General features: G+C 62.0%; 16 protein-coding genes and 1 pseudogene. 5 read left to right on the plus strand and 12 right to left on the minus strand.

Annotated features, from left to right (window positions below; all coding sequences use genetic code 11):
* The 4 genes and pseudogenes from ABIE49_RS34610 to ABIE49_RS34625 form a co-directional block, all read right to left on the minus strand.
* Window positions 1–2,301 (minus strand): sensor histidine kinase, encoded by a 2,301-nt coding sequence (locus ABIE49_RS34610; protein ID WP_192734321.1) that lies wholly within the window; start codon window positions 2,299–2,301, stop codon window positions 1–3.
* Between the two features lie 263 nt (window positions 2,302–2,564).
* A pseudogene (locus tag ABIE49_RS34615) lies at window positions 2,565–3,954 on the minus strand (cation diffusion facilitator family transporter).
* Between the two features lie 936 nt (window positions 3,955–4,890).
* Entirely contained in the window at window positions 4,891–5,424 is a 534-nt protein-coding gene (locus ABIE49_RS34620; protein WP_192734323.1) for a GNAT family N-acetyltransferase, read from the minus strand.
* Between the two features lie 73 nt (window positions 5,425–5,497).
* A complete protein-coding gene (locus ABIE49_RS34625) occupies window positions 5,498–6,481 on the minus strand; it encodes a GlxA family transcriptional regulator (RefSeq protein WP_192734324.1) in 984 nt (327 codons plus the stop codon).
* 116 nt (window positions 6,482–6,597) lie between these two features.
* Between ABIE49_RS34625 and ABIE49_RS34630 the strand changes: the two genes are divergently transcribed.
* Window positions 6,598–7,305 (plus strand): DJ-1/PfpI family protein, encoded by a 708-nt coding sequence (locus ABIE49_RS34630; protein ID WP_192734325.1) that lies wholly within the window; start codon window positions 6,598–6,600, stop codon window positions 7,303–7,305.
* Between the two features lie 82 nt (window positions 7,306–7,387).
* Window positions 7,388–8,605 (plus strand): ABC transporter substrate-binding protein, encoded by a 1,218-nt coding sequence (locus ABIE49_RS34635; protein WP_354067124.1) that lies wholly within the window; start codon window positions 7,388–7,390, stop codon window positions 8,603–8,605.
* Between the two features lie 5 nt (window positions 8,606–8,610).
* Here ABIE49_RS34635 and ABIE49_RS34640 read toward each other — a convergent pair whose 3' ends face one another.
* From ABIE49_RS34640 to ABIE49_RS34655, 4 genes are all read right to left on the minus strand, one after another.
* Entirely contained in the window at window positions 8,611–9,111 is a 501-nt protein-coding gene (locus tag ABIE49_RS34640) for a hypothetical protein (protein WP_192734327.1), read from the minus strand.
* 11 nt (window positions 9,112–9,122) lie between these two features.
* A complete protein-coding gene (locus tag ABIE49_RS34645) occupies window positions 9,123–9,371 on the minus strand; it encodes a hypothetical protein (RefSeq protein ID WP_192734328.1) in 249 nt (82 codons plus the stop codon).
* A 100-nt stretch (window positions 9,372–9,471) separates the two neighbouring features.
* The gene (locus ABIE49_RS34650; protein WP_192734329.1) at window positions 9,472–9,708 is read right to left on the minus strand and encodes a hypothetical protein; all 237 of its coding nucleotides are present in this window, start codon (window positions 9,706–9,708) and stop codon (window positions 9,472–9,474) included.
* On the minus strand, window positions 9,705–9,869 hold the full coding sequence (locus ABIE49_RS34655) for a hypothetical protein (protein WP_192734771.1): 165 nt from the start codon (window positions 9,867–9,869) through the stop codon (window positions 9,705–9,707). Before ABIE49_RS34655 ends, ABIE49_RS34650 begins: the two co-directional genes overlap by 4 nt.
* A gap of 361 nt (window positions 9,870–10,230) precedes the next feature.
* On the opposite strand from ABIE49_RS34655, the gene ABIE49_RS34660 reads away from it, so the two are divergent.
* Window positions 10,231–10,710 carry a hypothetical protein gene (locus ABIE49_RS34660; protein WP_192734330.1) on the plus strand — a complete coding sequence of 160 codons (480 nt, stop codon included), beginning with the start codon at window positions 10,231–10,233 and terminating at the stop codon, window positions 10,708–10,710.
* Between the two features lie 47 nt (window positions 10,711–10,757).
* Here ABIE49_RS34660 and ABIE49_RS34665 read toward each other — a convergent pair whose 3' ends face one another.
* The 4 genes from ABIE49_RS34665 to ABIE49_RS34680 form a co-directional block, all read right to left on the minus strand.
* The gene (locus ABIE49_RS34665; RefSeq protein ID WP_192734331.1) at window positions 10,758–11,606 is read right to left on the minus strand and encodes an SMP-30/gluconolactonase/LRE family protein; all 849 of its coding nucleotides are present in this window, start codon (window positions 11,604–11,606) and stop codon (window positions 10,758–10,760) included.
* A gap of 123 nt (window positions 11,607–11,729) precedes the next feature.
* Window positions 11,730–12,698 (minus strand): zinc-binding dehydrogenase, encoded by a 969-nt coding sequence (locus ABIE49_RS34670; protein ID WP_192734332.1) that lies wholly within the window; start codon window positions 12,696–12,698, stop codon window positions 11,730–11,732.
* 165 nt (window positions 12,699–12,863) lie between these two features.
* A complete protein-coding gene (locus tag ABIE49_RS34675) occupies window positions 12,864–13,859 on the minus strand; it encodes an NAD(P)H-dependent flavin oxidoreductase (RefSeq protein ID WP_192734333.1) in 996 nt (331 codons plus the stop codon).
* A 227-nt stretch (window positions 13,860–14,086) separates the two neighbouring features.
* Window positions 14,087–14,356: a hypothetical protein gene (locus ABIE49_RS34680; RefSeq protein ID WP_192734334.1), complete on the minus strand. Its 270-nt coding sequence runs from the start codon at window positions 14,354–14,356 to the stop codon at window positions 14,087–14,089.
* A 323-nt stretch (window positions 14,357–14,679) separates the two neighbouring features.
* Here ABIE49_RS34680 and ABIE49_RS34685 point away from each other — a divergent pair, with 323 nt between their 5' ends.
* Window positions 14,680–15,264: a DUF6647 family protein gene (locus tag ABIE49_RS34685; RefSeq protein WP_192734335.1), complete on the plus strand. Its 585-nt coding sequence runs from the start codon at window positions 14,680–14,682 to the stop codon at window positions 15,262–15,264.
* Between the two features lie 330 nt (window positions 15,265–15,594).
* Complete coding sequence (locus ABIE49_RS34690; RefSeq protein WP_192734336.1) at window positions 15,595–15,813, plus strand: hypothetical protein; 219 nt, start codon at window positions 15,595–15,597, stop codon at window positions 15,811–15,813.
* Window positions 15,814–15,923 lie beyond the last annotated feature (110 nt).

Here is a 15,923-nt window from a genome sequence, read left to right on the forward strand (position 1 = left end):
CTACGCCGCGACCGACAGCTTTGCGCTCGGCTGTTGCGGCTCGCGCGGCAGCCTGATCCGCACCACCGTTCCGGCGCCGAGCTTGGAACGCAGCCGCATCGTTCCGCCGTGCAGACTGGTCAGCGATCTCGCAATCGCGAGCCCGAGGCCCGAACCCTGATAGGTTTTTGTCAGTTGGCTCTCGACCTGCTCGAACGGCTTGCCCAGCCGGCGCAGCGAGTCCGGGGCGATGCCGATCCCGGTATCGGCGATCATCAGCACGATGGAGTCGTTCAGCACCTGGCCGCGCACGGTGACCCGGCCGTCGTCGGGGGTGAACTTGACGGCGTTCGACAGCAGGTTGACGAAGATCTGCTTGACCGCGCGGCGGTCGGCCATGACCGAGATGGTGCTTTCGATATCGGCGTCCAGCGTCAGATGCTTGTCCTCGGCGCGCCCGGACACCACGCGCAGCGACTCCGCCAGAATGTTCGACAGGTCGAGCGGCTCCATGTCGAGCTTCATGCGGCCGGCCTCGATCTTCGACATGTCGAGGATGTCGTTGATGACTTCGAGCAGATATTTTCCCGATGTCAGGATGTCGTGGCAGTACTCCTGGTATTTGTCGGAGCCGAGCACGCCGAACATGCCGCTGCCCATGATCTCGGAGAAACCGATGATGGCGTTCAGAGGTGTGCGCAGTTCGTGGCTCATATTGGCGAGGAACTTTGATTTCGCCTGGTTGGCTTCCTGGGCGCGGGTTCGTTCCTGCGAGTATTTTTCGGCGAGGTCGGCGAGTTCGGATTGCGAGCGCTTTAGGTCGAGCACGTTGGCGCGCATCCGGGCGTCGTTTTCGACCAGCTTCTGCTCGTGTTCCTTGATGCGGGTAATGTCGGTGCCGACAGAGACGTAGCCGCCGTCCTTGGTGCGGCGTTCGCTGATGTGCAGCCAGCTGCCGTCGTCGAGCTGGGCTTCGAAGGTGCGCGCTCCCGGCGCTTGCGCGCCGGTCTCCTGCAGTCGGGTGCGGACCTCCGGCATGCTGCCGACTTCGATCACGGTTTCATAGGAGGTGCCTGATGTCACCGCCGAGTCAGGCAGTTTGTGGAGGCGCTGGAAATGCGAGTTGCAGAGCACCAGGCGGTCTTCCGCATCCCACAGCACGAAGGCTTCCGGAATGGTCTCGATCGCGTCGCGCAGCCGCAAATCCGCCTCGACGGTTTTCTCGGCGAGGCTCTTCTGTTCGGTGATGTCGACCGCGATGCCGATCAGATGCAGGCCGGAGTCGGCGGCGGCCTGGCTGAGTTCGCAGCGCACCCGCAGCCAGATCCAGTGACCGCCGGTGTGCTGCATGCGGAAGGTCTGGTCGATATGGTCGAGCTTGCCGGAGATCAATTGATCGGCGATCGCGAACAGGTCGATGTCGTCGGATTTCACCAGCGCGTTGACTTCGCCGAACGTCAGCAGGTCGTTGCGGGAGTCGAGCCCGAGCATCGTGAACATCGACTGCGACCAGAAAATGCGCCCGCGTGACAGGTCCCAGTCCCACAGGCCGCAACGGCCGCGGTTGAGCGCGGTGTCGATCCGGCCGCGCACCGCGTCATTGATCAGGTCGCCCTCGCGGGCGCGGGTCGATTGCCAGTGGAAGGCAAAGCCGAGGATCAGCACGACGAAGCCGGTGGTGGCGGACAGCGTCATCGACAGCGCCGCGTCCGATCCCCACAGCGGATCGTTCTTCTCCTGGATGACGATGACCTGGCCAGGCAGCGACTTGACCAGCCGCGAAATCGCCAGCGCGCCGTTGCCGCTCGGCAGCGTCATGTCGTTGATGATTCCCTGCTGAGCCGGCGCGGCGAGCAGTTGCGCGGTGGAGATCACGTCGAGCACGCGGTCGCTTCCGCTGAGGCCCTCGACCGGAATCCGCGCCAGCACGCGATGCTCCACCCCGGTGATGATGAAATGGCGGCCGGTCGCGTTGCCCCAGGAGGGAATGAGTTCGGGCAGCAGGCTCTGCAGCCGGTCGATGGTGAGGGCGCGATCCTGCCGGACGGAGGCGAGGCGATCGATGCGTTCGGCCATCAGGTCGGTGACGGCGGCGAGGTCGCGCTTCATGGCGGCGCGCTTCTGCCGGGTCTGGTCGATCACCTGCACGACCGCGCCGAGGCAGATCGTGATCAGGAAGGCGATGATCAGGGTCGGCACGGCGCGTCGCAGCGCCGGCTCGGCGATCAGCAGCCTGTGGTACGCCGGTTTTGCGATCGATTGCGCCAATCCCTTGATCGAATCGGATTGGACACACGCGTTCGCCGCATGCGCGCGCGCCATGCTAATAGACCCCCACCGAAAATTCATTTTTGCACATCGTTTCGGAAGAGCCCTCGACTTCCGAATCACAGCGATTTGAATCCGTTTTTCCCGGGCTGTCGAGAGTCAACGATTCGTTAATATCAAATAAATCTTGTCCAACGGGGAATCGGGGACTCCAAAAAGAGTCCGAAACAGGAACGCGTCCGTAGTACTACGCGGCCATAGCGTTTTCGAGCGAAGTGGGTGCCGGTTCGCGTGAAGAAAACGCGTCAAAACAAAAATCACAAATATGGCGGTTCGGCGTGGCTGATCACGCGCTTGATGGTCGGGAACGCGCGGCGCAGCGCGCGCTCGATCTCGTCGACGTTCTCATGCACCTTGATGACGCTCATCGAGGGCGCGGCGCGGCAATGGAAGTTGACGATTTCGCCGGCGTCGGTGTCGCGCACCCGCACATTATGGATGTCGTGGATGGCGCCATTGGCCGCGAAGCCCGTCAGCGCCGCCTTGATGACTTCCACCCGTTCGGGTGAGGCGTCGGTGCCGTGGGGCAGTTCCGGTTCCAGTGGCTCGATATGGGTATCGACCTCGACATCCTCGCCAAAATCCTCGCGGATGCTGCGCTCCAGTTCATGGGCGATGTCGTGCGCCGCGGTCAGCGCCATCTCGCCGTCGACCTCGAGGTCGATGCTGACCGTCAGCCGGCCGCCGAGATCGTGCACCGTGACATGGTGGACCGCGAGGCCGGAATTGCGCGCGATCACCATGATGCGCTCGCGGACGCTCTCATTGTCGCGCGCTACCGGCACCGCCGTGAACGTCAGATCGGCGTCGCCGAGCGCCTGGCTCACCCCCCGCCTGCGCGATCCGCTTGATGGCCTCGACGCGGTCGATCGGGTAGGTGCGCGGCACGTTGACGATGGCGTCGATGAAATGGGTCGGCCCGACCATGCGCACGCGCAGCCGTTCGACGCCGACCACGCCGGGCACGGCGCGGATGGCCGCGGTGGCTTTTTCCGCCGCGCCTTCCGGCGCGCGGTCGAGCAGCGTTTCGATGGTGGATCGTCCGAGCCGCAAGCCCAAGAGCGATATCATCACGGCGACCGCGATCGCCGCCACCGTGTCACCCCAGGCATAGCCGAAGCCGGTCAGCACGAGGCCGATAATGACGGCGATCGAACCCAGCACGTCGGAGGCAAAATGCAGCGCGTCGGCGGCCAGCGCCTGGCTCTTGGTTTCGCGCGCGGTGCGATGCAGCGCCCGCGCCCGCCAGAAATTCACGCCGATGTCGATCACCAGCACCACGAAGGGAATGGCCGAGAGCGTCGGCGGCGGCGCGCCGTCGCGCAGGCGGCTCCAGGATTCCACCAGAATGCCGCCGGCCAGCACATAGAGCAGAGCGATGACGAACAGCGCCGACAGGCTTTCGAACTTGCCGTGGCCGTAATGATGTTCCGCGTCGGCCGGCTGGTCGGAAACGCGCACCACCAGCCAGGTGATGATGGTCGCGACCACGTCGACCGAGGAGTGCAGGGCCTCCGAGATCAGCGCCAGACTGCCGATCGCAATCCCGACCGCGAATTTCGCCGCGGCCATGCCGGCGCTGGCAAAAATCGAGATCGCGGCGACGTTGGTCTTGAGGCTGGAAACGCGGGCGTGGGTTAATGTCATGAGCGGCGGTTTAGCAGGGCGTCCGTCAACATCAAGCGCCCATCCACAGCGCCAGTCGCAACTGGTTTGCAGAAGCAGGTTTGTTGCGAATTGTTCCGATTTAAGAGAGCCGTCATTGCGGTGGTTTATCCGTTTTGTCGTCCCTGCAAACGCAGGGACCCATACGCCGTGTCGCCGATTGTGAAGGGCGCTGTTCGACGATCTCGCGTAATCATGATGTCCTGTGGTTATGGGTCCCTGCGTTCGCAGGGACGACGGCAAAATAAGGCTCCGCGATCTCGCGACGCATTGCGCCCGAGCCTTGCTTGAAATCTTCCCGCCCTCGCAACAGAGGGCGCAGGGAATGCCGGATGCACGCTGCACCCGCGGTCTCGTGTGCGGTTTGCACAAAGGAAAGTGCACACGAGCATACAGGGCAGCGGAGGCGATCCGACATTCCCTGCGCAATGGCTTTACGGCTTATGCCGTGCTCTCCCCGGTGACGAGTTCCTTTTTGTCACCGTCGTCTGCGAATTGACGGCTCATCGAGACCCGGTCGGGTTCGACTTGCCTCCGCAAACTTGACACCAGCAACGGGTGCCAGGACCACACGGTTTTGCCGTACGCAGCACTCCCGTCTTCGCCTTTGGCTTCGCCGGGCACGGCCCGTCTTCGCTTTCAGGTCCATTCGGGCGTTGGCATCGCTCGTCCTGCGCGCCGCTCATGAGGTTCATCTCACCCTGCAGCCACCTATCGCGCGCGACGCTGCCGCGTCCACCGCGCCCCGTCCCACGTTCGTGACGTTCGCGAGCGCCCCTCTCATTGGGGCGGGATGGGTGAGGTGTGCAGGTGATTTGGGGGTGGCGTCAAGGAAAATTTCTGGAAAACGGAAAGATTTTCCGGCTTCGCTGTTCACACACAGCGGACAAGGGAGCAATTCGCCCGGCGGGTCCTGGTTTAGGATTGATCACGCACCGCAAGGACGTCGTCCCAGCCGTAAGCGAGCTCTTCGATGGTAGCAGAACCCAGGGTAATCGGCTGGCGTCCGATCAGCGTTCCGCCATGGCTTTCGTAGAAACGACGATTGGGATTGTTGATCAGCACCCACACGATTAGCCCGGTTCTGCCTGACCGGTGGAGATCGCCCGCCAGCGTCCGAAACAGTGTCGTTCCGACGCCCGACCCTTGATGGGAATCCAGCACATAGATCGCATAAAGTTCGTTCTGGTACTGAAAGTCGGGATGCCGGGTGGGCCCGCCACTTGCGAACCCGACGATGTGGCCCTGGGGATCGGTCGCCACATGGTAGATGGCCTCGGGCTTTCGAAACATCCGCAAATGTCTTTCTGACTGGCGGGCGTGAGACATGCCGTCCAAAAAATCCGAAGGGAGCAAGGCGCGAAACGTCGATCGCCAGGTATCAACGAGAACATTTGCGATGGTGGGGATGTCGCTTTCCGTCGCGGGTCGAATCTCGATCTGGCGTTTCATCCACGAACCTATCCTGCATCGACACTTCTGGCATTGCGCGTCGGGCTGACAAGCCGCTGATCCGCCCCACCGCTCACTGCCTCTCCCCCCGATAAAACCGCACCCGATAATCCTGCGGCAACACATTCAGCCTCCGCCGAAACGCCCGCCGCAAATGCTCTTCGCTTTGAAATCCCGCGCGCGCGGCGATTTCCTTGATGGGGGCTGCGGATTCTTCCAGCGCCCTGCGGGCGGCCTCGACGCGAAGCTCTTCCACGGCCTTGCCCGGCGTCCGGCCGGTCTTTTGCCGAAACACGCGCGCGAAGGTGCGGGGGCTCATGCCCACGCGCTCGGCCAGACTCTCGACGCGCAAATCGCGGCGGAGATTGTCCTGCATCCAGGTTGAGATGTTTTCGAACGCCGTGTCCTCGGACGATTGCAGTGACAGCGGCACGCTGAACTGGGCCTGTCCGCCGGGGCGCTTCAGAAACACGACCAGGCGGCGTGCGATACGCATGGCTTCGCGGTGCCCGAGATCATCCTCCAGCAAGGTGAGCGCCAGATCGATGCCTGCCGTCACGCCCGCTGACGTCCAGACTCCGCGGTCGTGAACGAAGACCGGATCGACCAACACCGAAACATCAGGGTATTGCGCCCTCAGCATCTCGCAGGAGCCCCAATGGGTGACCGCGCGCCGCCCGTGAAGCAGGCCGGCGGCAGCCAGAACAAAGGTGCCGGTGCAGACGGAGCAGACGCGCCTTGCGCTCGGCGCCGCCAGACGAAACCAGTCGACCAGTGCGGCCTCCGCCGCGGCGCGATGAACGCCGGGGCCGCCACCGACGATGAGGGTGTCGATATCGGTGCGGTCGCAGTCGGAGAGGGCTGAAGTCATCACCTCCAGGCCGGACGAGGTTTTGACCGGACCACCCTTTAACGAGCAGATCTGCCAGACATAGGGCGCGCGGCCGGCCTCTGATGTTTCGCAGGCCAACTCAAAGGCTTGCAGCGGCCCGGCAAAGTCGAGCAGCAGGCAATCCTCGAACAGGACGAAGACCAGACGGCGGGCGGTCGAAGCCATGAGCGGCCTTGTCAGGAAGTCTCTTCGTGAGGTTTTGGCAGGAAATGCGTGTATTCTGACATTTCGGCAAACGGTCTCGCCTGTCAACATCCTCTTGTTCAACAGAGGGGTGCAGCATGTCTGGCAAGCCGATCGAGATCGGACTTCTTTTCTTTCCCGGGATGACCCAACTGGATGTCACCGGACCTTTCGAAGTCTTTGCCCGCCTTCCGAACGTTCGCATGCATCTGCTCTGGAAGCGGATCGAACCTGTGATCAGCGACGTCGGCCTGCCGCTGCTGCCGACCACGACTTTTGCCGACTGCCCGGACCTGGATGTGTTCTGCATCGGCGGCGGCCCGGGGCTGGTGGATTTCCTTGATGATGATGAGGTGATTGCGTTCGTTCGCGACAAGGGTGGATCGGCGCGCTACGTCACCTCGGTCTGCGCGGGCTGCCTGATCCTCGGCGCCGCCGGCCTGCTCGACGGATACAAGTCGGCCTGCCATTGGCTGATGAGTGAGCAGCTTGCCGCCTTTGGCGCCATCGCGGTCGACGAACGCGTCGTGATCGACCGTAACCGGATTTCCGGCGGTGGCGTTACCGCCGGAATTGATTTCGGCTTCCAGGTTGCTTCCGAGCTCTGCGGCGAAGAAGTCGCGAAGAAACTCCAGCTCATGCTGGAATACCAACCGCAGCCGCCGTTCGATATCACCGTGCAGAATGCGCCGCCCGAGATGCTTGCCCAAATGCGCCGTGAGGCCGAACCCTGGCTTCGCAAGCGCGCGGCGGCGGTCCAGAAGGCTGCCTTGAAGCTCAAATCGAAAACAATGACGGCTGCATGAGCGGTTACGGCCGGAAACTTGGCATCATTTTTGGAAAGATACTCACATGATCTGCAACGGCCGAGTGAACTTGGGAAGAATGATGTTCAAGGTCGCTGCGCTTTTGCTCTCCGGGGCACTGATCGGATTTTTGCCGGTCGCTCGCGCGGCCGAACTCTCCGGTGGCGTCGTCCGGATCGGCATCATCAATGACCAGACCGGGCCATTGTCTGATTTGAGCGGGCCAGGTTCGATTGCTGCCGCCAAAATGGCGGCGGAAGACTTTCAAAAATTGGTACCGTCGATCAAGGTCGAGATCATCGCCGCCGACCACCAGAACAAGCCTGATATCGGCGTCGGCATTGTCCGGAAATGGTTCGACGTCGATGGCGTCGACATGGTCGCCGACGTGTCCAACTCGGCCGTTGGCCTCGCCATCCAGTCACTGGCCCGCGACAAGAACAAGATTGTGGTCTATTCGGCCGTGGCAACCACCGAGCTCAACGGCAAGCAATGTTCCCGGAACGGCCTGGCCTGGCTTCACGATTCCTACAATCTGGTGTCGGGGCCGATCCGTACGCTGATCGCACAGGGCTACGATACGTGGTTCTTCATTGCGGCCGACTACGCGTTCGGCAAGAACATGGTGCTGGAGTCGCAGCGCGTGCTCGCGGCAACAGGAGGCAAGTCGCTCGGCGCCGTGTATCACCCGATCGGCACCGCGGATTACAGCTCCTTCATTCTGCAAGCCCAGGCGTCCGGAGCCAAGGCCATCGCCTTCGCCAATGCCGGTGAGCAACTGGTGACGTTGATGAAACAATGGAACGAGTTCGGCATGAACACGGGCAAGCAAAAGCCCGTCGCCGAGCTGATGTTCCTCACCGACGTTCATGCCATGGGCCCGAAGATCGCAAAAGGCCTGACGACTCTCACGGCGTGGTATTGGGCGCTCGACGACGAAACCAGAGCCTTCGGCCAACGCTTCTTTAAAGTACGCGGCACAATGCCCACGGCGCCGCAAGCGGCGGTTTACTCAGGCGTCAGTCACTACCTGAAAGCCGTTGCAGCGGTTGGCAGCGATGCAACGGATCCGGTGCTGGAGAAAATGCGTTCGATGCCGGTTGACGACTTCTACGCAAGAGGCGCGAAGGTGCGCGAGGACGGCAAGCTCGTGCACGACTTCTATTTGGTCCAGGTCAAGGATCCGTCGGAGGTCAAGGCGCCCTGGGAGTATTACAACGTGCTTGAAAAGGTTCCGAGCGGCGAGGTCTACTCCGACCTGGCGAATAGCGAATGCCCGTTGGTCAAACGGGTCGATTGAGATGCTTAAGCCGGCAGTTTGAGTGCGCTGGAAATTTCGGCAAGCGTCGCCTTCTCGGTATCGCTGACCACGACACCGCCAATCCCGAGAAATCCACCCTCGGTGGATGCCTCGGCGACATGCTGGCTGATCTCGCGCAACCAGTTCTTGAACGCGGCTGCGTCGCCGGGTGCTTTGGCGCTTAGGACGCCGTCGACTTTTTGCAGGATTTCGATGCAGGCGGTCTTGACCTCGGACGGTTTCTTGCCGCTGAGGCTTTCCTTCAAGCCGTCGCGCGCCACGGCTCGCCCCTCGCTTGTTGCGAAGTCATCGACCACGGCCTTGATCAGTGGATTGGAGCCCGTGTCCATCTTCGTCTTCGCCAGCATTTTTCCGCTTGCGAAACTCTCCTGGAGCAGGCCCCAAAGCCCGCTTGGTTCGGCGGCCGTTACGGCAAGGCCGGGCGCCATCACGCTTTCCAAAAGCGTTTTCCATTCGTCGGCGGTAAATGTCGATTTATCGGCCATGAGTTTTCTCCTCACCGTCGCCTGGCTACCGCGACGCCGAGCAAGAAGGCGACCAGGAGAGATCCGAGCGGAGCTTCGCGTGCAATGTTGCTAAGGATGCTTAGCGGCATGCCGGGTTTTCGCCCGGTTTCGATGGCGTCGCTGACCCGGCTGGCCGCGCCTTTGACGGCGTCAGAGACCTCTTCGATCGTGGATTTGGATTCGGGGAGCGGATCCAGGCCTTCGTAGATAAACGGCTGAGTGGGGGCGTCGTCGGTCATGGTTTGAACTCCGGATCATTCTCAGCCAATCGATCAGCCGGCTAATGGTTCCTCATCGCAGCGGGCGAGCCAAAGGATTCGGAGTCATCGATCGGGCACATCACGGCGTATCCGGCTTGTGAGTTGGATGCGATTTCCGAACGGGTCGCACTTTGGGCGTGCGAGGCAACTCCGCGAACTCGGACGAGTGGTAATCGCGTCCTTCGGGCGTGGTGATGTAGATGTCGTAACAGCCGGTTCGCGACATTTCCCGCGCTTTCTTGAGCGCGGCTTCGGCAGTCTTCCTGCGATGGATCAGTTCGCCGTGCTGGCACTTGGCTTTGATGGAAAAGCTCATTTCTTCTTCTTTTTCTTCTGCTTCTTCTTGATGATCTCTGCCTGGGCCCGAAAGGCGTGCGCCAGCGATCGCATCTGTTCGGCGGCATAGGCGTCAACGGCGCTCGCCGCGACCCGCTCCGCGGTGGCTGCCTGCTGACGGATTGCCTTGGCCATTTTCATGGAAGGTCAATGCCTTGCCCGTGGTGTGGTTCCCGGCGGCAGCATCGGGCGCGGTTTCGCGTGTCCGGCAACCGGGAAGCGCGTGCCGCTAAGGTCACGGCCAGCGTGCAAGGCATTCGCGGGGAGCGTAGGAGCTTCTGCAAATCCAGTGCCGCCGAAACCCAAGTTGAGCAACGTAGTCGGCAATTCAGGAGTAGGAACGTTTAGTGAACAAAAGACATCCGTTGCAGTAGAACTGCCTGAATTTTGGCGATAATCTCTTCGCCCTCAAGCAAGAGCGCGGGCGCACAGCGCCCAAAGAGGTGGAGTCTGATTAAACTCGATTACGAAGACTCACTTTTGGACAAAGGGAGTAGTAGTGATGGTACAGTCTATAGTTGAACGGATCTCCAGCGTCATTGACCTGGAGGGTGAAATCGAAGCGGAGTTTCGAAGAAGTCCGCCGGTCCACGAGCGGCGGCCTGTCATTTTCACACCGCCAAGGGTGCATGAGCCGACCGTGTCGATGGCGGACACCTCGTCGATGCCTGATTATGTCGAGCACCGCGAGGGAGCCACGGAAATCGGCAAGCTGACGGCGGAAGCCATTGTTCGCGAATACGAAGCTGCCGCGAAGGACATCGAGGCGATGGGCGCGGAACTGATCGAGCGCGTCAAGCAATGCGAGGCGATGACCCGCGATGCGCTCGCCGTGACCCTGGAGATGAGGGAAACCGCAGCCCGCTACCGCGAGGAGGCCAAGCGCATCTTCGTTCAGATCGAGGACTGTTCGCTGATGACGGCGGAGGTCCGCAAGACCTGCAGCGAACTGAAGGAAAGGATCGCCGCTCCGGTGGTCTGATCCAGCTTCAGCCCACTTGAACGTTGGTTCGGTGCGCGGCTCCGCGCTCAGGGATGACCTGCGCCCGGAATCTCCACCTCGACCGCATCGATCCGCGACGACGATTTCCGTTGCCGCAGTTCCTCGTACGACGTCGCGGCGCTCAGGCAAAACAGGGTTTTGCGCGTAGGTCCGCCGAGCACGCAGGCAAGCGCCCGGCGGCCGGGCACTTCGATGCGCTGCAATTCGCGGCCCTCGCGATCCAGCCGGATGAAGGCGTCCTCCTCGAAGGCGGCGACCCACACGGCGCCATCAGCGTCGAGGCAGATGCCGTCAGGGGATTTCATGCTGCCGAAGCGGCCGCGAAGCTTCAAACCGCCGTCGGCTGCGATGTCGTAATCGGCAAGGCAGGCGCCATCCATCTCGGCCACGACGAGGCGGTCGTTTTGCGGCGAGACCGCGATGCCGTTGGGAAACCGCAATCCCTCGGCCACCACGCGCCTGGTGCCATCAGGCATCACCAGGATGATGCGGCCGGGCGCGCCGCGATCCGGCGGCGGCGGCAGGTCGAAGCCGAGATCGCCGACATAGGCGCGGCCGAGCCCGTCGATGATCATGTCGTCGATCGTGCCGGTCGCGATGTCGGACAGGTCGGCGTAGGGCGACAGCTTTCCGTCGGAAAAGGCCAGCAGGCGCTTTTGAAACATCGTCAGCACGATCAGCCTGCCGTCCGGCCGCACACCGAGGCCGCACGGCGTGTCGTCGAATTTCGCGTGCCGCTGGCATTCGCCTGAGGGGGCAAGGCTGAGCAGCGTCCGTTCCATGCAGTCGACGAACCACAGCCGTCCCGCATGCCAGCGCGGCCCTTCGAAGTAGCGGCCGCCGTCGTGGATGGTGTGGGGGGTGGATGGGGTCATTGCAGCGCGCCTCGGCACGTAGGGTGGGCAAAGCGCAGCGTGCCCACCATTCGAATAGGCAAAATCGAAGCGTGAGATGGTGGGCACGGCGTGAAGAACGCCTTTGCCCACCCTACAAGCGTCCTACAGCGTCACCACGATCTTCCCGAGATGCTTGTTGGCTTCCATGTGCGCGAACGCCGCGCCGATCTCGGCGAAGGGAAAAACCTTGTCGATCGGCAGCTGCAGTTTGCGCGATTCCACCGCCGGCCAGATGTCTTTGCGGACCTCGTCAAAGATCTCGCGGACTTCCTCGATGGTGCGGGTGCGGAAGGTGACGCCGATATAATTGATGCGGCGTGCGGCGTGGAGGTCGAAATTGAAATCGGCATGGGTGCCGCCGAGCCGGCCGACATTGACGATGCGGCCCTTTACCTTGGTGGCCTTGAGGTTCTGGTTCGCGACCGAGCCCGAGACCTGATCGACGATCAGGTCGACGCCTTCGCCGCCCGTTGCCTGCAGCACTTCATCGACCCAGCCGGGATCAGAGGAATCCACCGCGAGGTCGGCGCCGAATTCCCTCAGGCGCCCGCGGCGCATCGCATCCGTCGAGGAGCCGATCACGAGTTTGGCACCCTTGTATTTTGCGATCTGCATCGCCATCAGTCCGACGCCGGAGGAGGCGCCCTGGATCAGCACGGTCTGGCCCGCCTGCAGCGCGCCGTTGGTCACGACAGCGTTGTGCATGGTGGCGAGCGCGACGGGCAGCGTAGCGGCCTCCTCGAAATTCATGTTGGAGGGCGCGCGGAACAGCCGGCCGTGATCGGCCAGCGTATATTCGGCGAACGCCGCGCCGCCCGAGCCCATGATCTTGTCGCCGATTTTGACGCCTTTGGCATCCGGCCCGAGCTCGACGACTTCGCCGGCCCATTCCATGCCGAGCACCGTGCCGACGCCGCCGGCCGCGCCATGCACATGGCCCTTGGTCATGCCGAGATCGGCGCGGTTGAGTCCGCAGGCGCTGACCTTGACCAGCACCTGCGTGCCCTTTGGCGAAGGCTTTGCGACGTCGGTGATTTCAGCGCCGTTGGCGCCGTAGACGTAGGCTTTCATGGGGCTTCTCTTTCTTCTCCCTCTCCCGCGCTTGCGGGGGAGGGCGGGGTGGGGGTGGTGCCGCGAGTCAGACTGCCGTGTGGAGAGAGTTCCCCCACCCGGATCGCATCTGTCGATGCGATCCGAACTCCCCCGCAAGAGCGGGAGAGGTGAAGCGCAGACCGCCTACTCCGCCGCCTGGCGCGCCGCGCCCGACATCATGCCTTCCAGCCGGCTACGGATGATGGCTTCCGCATCGCGCATGATGCGCGACACCAGTTCGGCGCAGGTCGGGATATCGTGGATCAGGCCCTGGACCTGGCCGGCCGACCAGATGCCCTCATCGGCGTCGCCGGTGGCGTAGACCATCTTGCCGCGCGCGCCGGCGACGAGTTCGCGCACGTCCTCGAATTTTGCGCCTTCCTTTTCCATCTGCACCACCTTGGTCGAGATCACGTTCTTGGCGACGCGCGAGGTGTTGCGCATGGTGCGGAAGATCAGCTCGGTCTCGCGCTCGTCATTGGCGACGATGCGCTCCTTCACCAGCTGGTGGATCGGGCTTTCTTGGGTAGCCATGAAGCGCGTGCCCATGTTGATGCCTTCGGCGCCGAGCGCGAGCGCCGCGACGAGGCCGCGGCCGTCGCCGAAACCGCCGGAGGCGATCATCGGGATCTTGATCTTGTCGGCGGCCGCCGGAATCAGGATGAGGCCCGGGGTATCGTCCTCGCCGGGATGGCCGGCGCATTCAAAGCCGTCGATCGAAAGCGCATCGACGCCCATCCGCTCCGCCGACAGCCCGTGGCGGACGCTGGTGCATTTATGAATGACTTTGATGCCGTACTTCCTAAATTCGGTGACGTGCTCCTGCGGCTTGTTGCCGGCGGTTTCCACGATCTTGATACCGGCCTCGATGATGGCCTGGCGGTATTCCGCGTAAGGCGGCGGCTTGATCGCGGGCAGGATCGTGAGGTTGACGCCGAACGGCTTGTCGGTGAGGTCGCGGCAGCGCGCGATTTCTTTTGTCAGGTCTTCCGGGGTGGGCTGCGTCAGCGCGGTGATCAGGCCGAGTGCGCCGGCATTGGCGACGGCCGCGACGAGCTCTGCCCGCCCGACCCATTGCATCCCGCCCTGGACGATCGGGTGCTCAACGCCAAACATTTCGGTGAACCGCGTCTTGATCATGTCCTGCCCTTTGTTTTCGGGGCGCGGGCGGAGCCACGCGCGTTTTTGTTGGATTTCGCGAGGCAGGATGCCGTCAGCAGGCGCAAAAGTCTACCGGCGGCGGGCGGGGGTCAGGGCATCGCCAGCATGCAATAGCGGGGCTTTTATCCGTCGGGCGGACAATTTTGCGGCTTCTCGCGCCGGGGCGGGGGTGTTGCCTGGTTTCATCGGGCAGGCCATTTGTTCCACTAGATGCCGTTGCGCTGGTCCGGCAGCGATCTGGTTTCCATCTGAAGCCGATAGAGCGCGGCGATGTTAACCGGCAGCAGCACAAGGTGCAGGAAAAACACCGGGTAAACCTGAGACAACAATCCGTAGACGATAAAAAGCACGTTGCTCAGCAACGCAAACGAACGAAGCGCCAGTATGGTCGTCATGCAGAAGCTCGCGAGAACGCTGAGCGCTGCCACGAAGCCGAGAAAGTCAATCAACGACAAATCGATCAACGATAGATTCATGTCGGCTGTCCCCATCGTCCGCAACAGCGCATTGCCTGCGGTCCAATCGACGCTGGATCATCATCAGCTCATTACGTCTGCAATCCGCATGCGAACGTAACCTGGCTCACATGCCGAAGGTGTTTGTTGCGTCATCGCGTCGGTTCGCGATCACAAACACGCGAGAGTGCGGTGAAAGCTGTTTCGTTGCGCGATGCGCGCGACACGACTGTGAGTGGCTTCACAGCCGCGTCGCGTTCTCCGTGTTAGCGTTGCAGATATTGAAACGACTGCTCTGAAGAAGAGCAATTTGATTAAAAACAAGTCAGAGACCGGAGGCGCTTATGTTCAAGCAATTCCTTTTGGTTGCGGCTCTCATTGGTTCCTTTCAATCCCCTTGTCATGCTGACCCGGCCGCGAGAGTGGCCGCTGACTCTTCTGCTGTTCAGCCTCGGTCTGAAGCAACCCGGGCGACAAGAGATCTGCTCGATGAAATTGTGACCTGGCTCGGTTCGAACTTTGATCTGCCCGCCGCGGCAGATCATCCGGCAATCGCTTTCGTCTCGCAGTCGAGGCTTGAAACGATGCGGGCCGAGGACCGTGCGTTCTCGCGAGGCTTGACGCAGGGTGCCGTGGGCGATGAACCAGCTCCGCGTCGTGTCGTTGCCGTCTACGACATCAATCTGAAAACAATCTTTCTGCCTGACGACTGGAACGGAAAATCACCAGCGGGCCAATCGATCCTGGTTCATGAAATGGTTCATCACCTTCAAAATCTCGCAGGCCTCAAGTTTGAATGCCCGATGGCGCGCGAGAAGGTCGCCTACATGGCACAGGACAAATGGCTAAAGCGGTTTGGAACGAGCCTGGAATCGGAATTTGAGCTCGACATGTTTACGGTTCTGATCTCCTCCGCGTGCATGTATTGACCGCCAGTCGGCAAAACTGAATCAGGAAGATCTGGCTGGGCAAATCTGCAACCATTCCGACGCTCATGTTCAAGCTCCTGACGGCCATTGCGTTTGCTTTAGCGCTCGTGGTGATGGTGCAGGGGCATCAGCGCCAGTTCAAACCCCTGCCGACTGGACCGATGCCGGCGGCGCTTATCCCTTAGAGGACCGGCGCGCGAAGCCCGGGCAACCCCCTCCATTCGCTGGGTGATCAAAATCACGGTCCGTCCGGGAGAGCTGAGGCAAGTTGGGATCACGGGCCGCTTATGCCCGGAACATCAACCCCTCTAGCGAACGGATTGGATGATCATGAGCAATTCCCTGAATCAGAACACGGGCGCTGACTGCGAAATCCTCAGCCTCGCGCAACTCGAAGGCGTCAGCGGCGGCCGCATCGGCGGCGGCCTCTTCGGCGACAAGGTCGTCATCATCGGCTGCACGACGCAGCCCCCGTTCGGCGGCTATCCCCCGGGAACGGTCACCTGGAATCCCTGGATCGGCCAGCCGTACCCGACGCCGATTTTTTAAGAGCTTGACCTACTTTCAGTCATGGCCGGGCTTGTCCCGGCCATCCATGTCTTTCTTGTTAAGTGGAAGCAAAGACGTGGATGCCCGGCGGCACAAGGCCGGGCATGACG

This window comes from Bradyrhizobium sp. OAE829, from assembly GCF_040546575.1.
GTDB lineage: Bacteria > Pseudomonadota > Alphaproteobacteria > Rhizobiales > Xanthobacteraceae > Bradyrhizobium.

What these genes read in the sequence shown, in the direction of transcription:
- ABIE49_RS34675 (WP_192734333.1), bottom strand. Translation starts at nt 13,859, where the DNA reads ATGATCAAGACGCGGTTCACCGAAATGTTTGGCGTTGAGCACCCGATC.
- ABIE49_RS34640 (WP_192734327.1), bottom strand. Translation starts at nt 9,111, where the DNA reads ATGGCCGATAAATCGACATTTACCGCCGACGAATGGAAAACGCTTTTG.
- ABIE49_RS34665 (WP_192734331.1), bottom strand. Translation starts at nt 11,606, where the DNA reads ATGACCCCATCCACCCCCCACACCATCCACGACGGCGGCCGCTACTTC.
- ABIE49_RS34645 (WP_192734328.1), bottom strand. Translation starts at nt 9,371, where the DNA reads ATGACCGACGACGCCCCCACTCAGCCGTTTATCTACGAAGGCCTGGAT.
- ABIE49_RS34650 (WP_192734329.1), bottom strand. Translation starts at nt 9,708, where the DNA reads ATGAGCTTTTCCATCAAAGCCAAGTGCCAGCACGGCGAACTGATCCAT.
- ABIE49_RS34635 (WP_354067124.1), top strand. Translation starts at nt 7,388, where the DNA reads ATGTTCAAGGTCGCTGCGCTTTTGCTCTCCGGGGCACTGATCGGATTT.
- ABIE49_RS34680 (WP_192734334.1), bottom strand. Translation starts at nt 14,356, where the DNA reads ATGAATCTATCGTTGATCGATTTGTCGTTGATTGACTTTCTCGGCTTC.
- ABIE49_RS34660 (WP_192734330.1), top strand. Translation starts at nt 10,231, where the DNA reads ATGGTACAGTCTATAGTTGAACGGATCTCCAGCGTCATTGACCTGGAG.
- ABIE49_RS34620 (WP_192734323.1), bottom strand. Translation starts at nt 5,424, where the DNA reads ATGAAACGCCAGATCGAGATTCGACCCGCGACGGAAAGCGACATCCCC.
- ABIE49_RS34625 (WP_192734324.1), bottom strand. Translation starts at nt 6,481, where the DNA reads ATGGCTTCGACCGCCCGCCGTCTGGTCTTCGTCCTGTTCGAGGATTGC.
- ABIE49_RS34630 (WP_192734325.1), top strand. Translation starts at nt 6,598, where the DNA reads ATGTCTGGCAAGCCGATCGAGATCGGACTTCTTTTCTTTCCCGGGATG.
- ABIE49_RS34655 (WP_192734771.1), bottom strand. Translation starts at nt 9,869, where the DNA reads ATGAAAATGGCCAAGGCAATCCGTCAGCAGGCAGCCACCGCGGAGCGG.
- ABIE49_RS34690 (WP_192734336.1), top strand. Translation starts at nt 15,595, where the DNA reads ATGAGCAATTCCCTGAATCAGAACACGGGCGCTGACTGCGAAATCCTC.
- ABIE49_RS34610 (WP_192734321.1), bottom strand. Translation starts at nt 2,301, where the DNA reads ATGGCGCGCGCGCATGCGGCGAACGCGTGTGTCCAATCCGATTCGATC.
- ABIE49_RS34670 (WP_192734332.1), bottom strand. Translation starts at nt 12,698, where the DNA reads ATGAAAGCCTACGTCTACGGCGCCAACGGCGCTGAAATCACCGACGTC.
- ABIE49_RS34685 (WP_192734335.1), top strand. Translation starts at nt 14,680, where the DNA reads ATGTTCAAGCAATTCCTTTTGGTTGCGGCTCTCATTGGTTCCTTTCAA.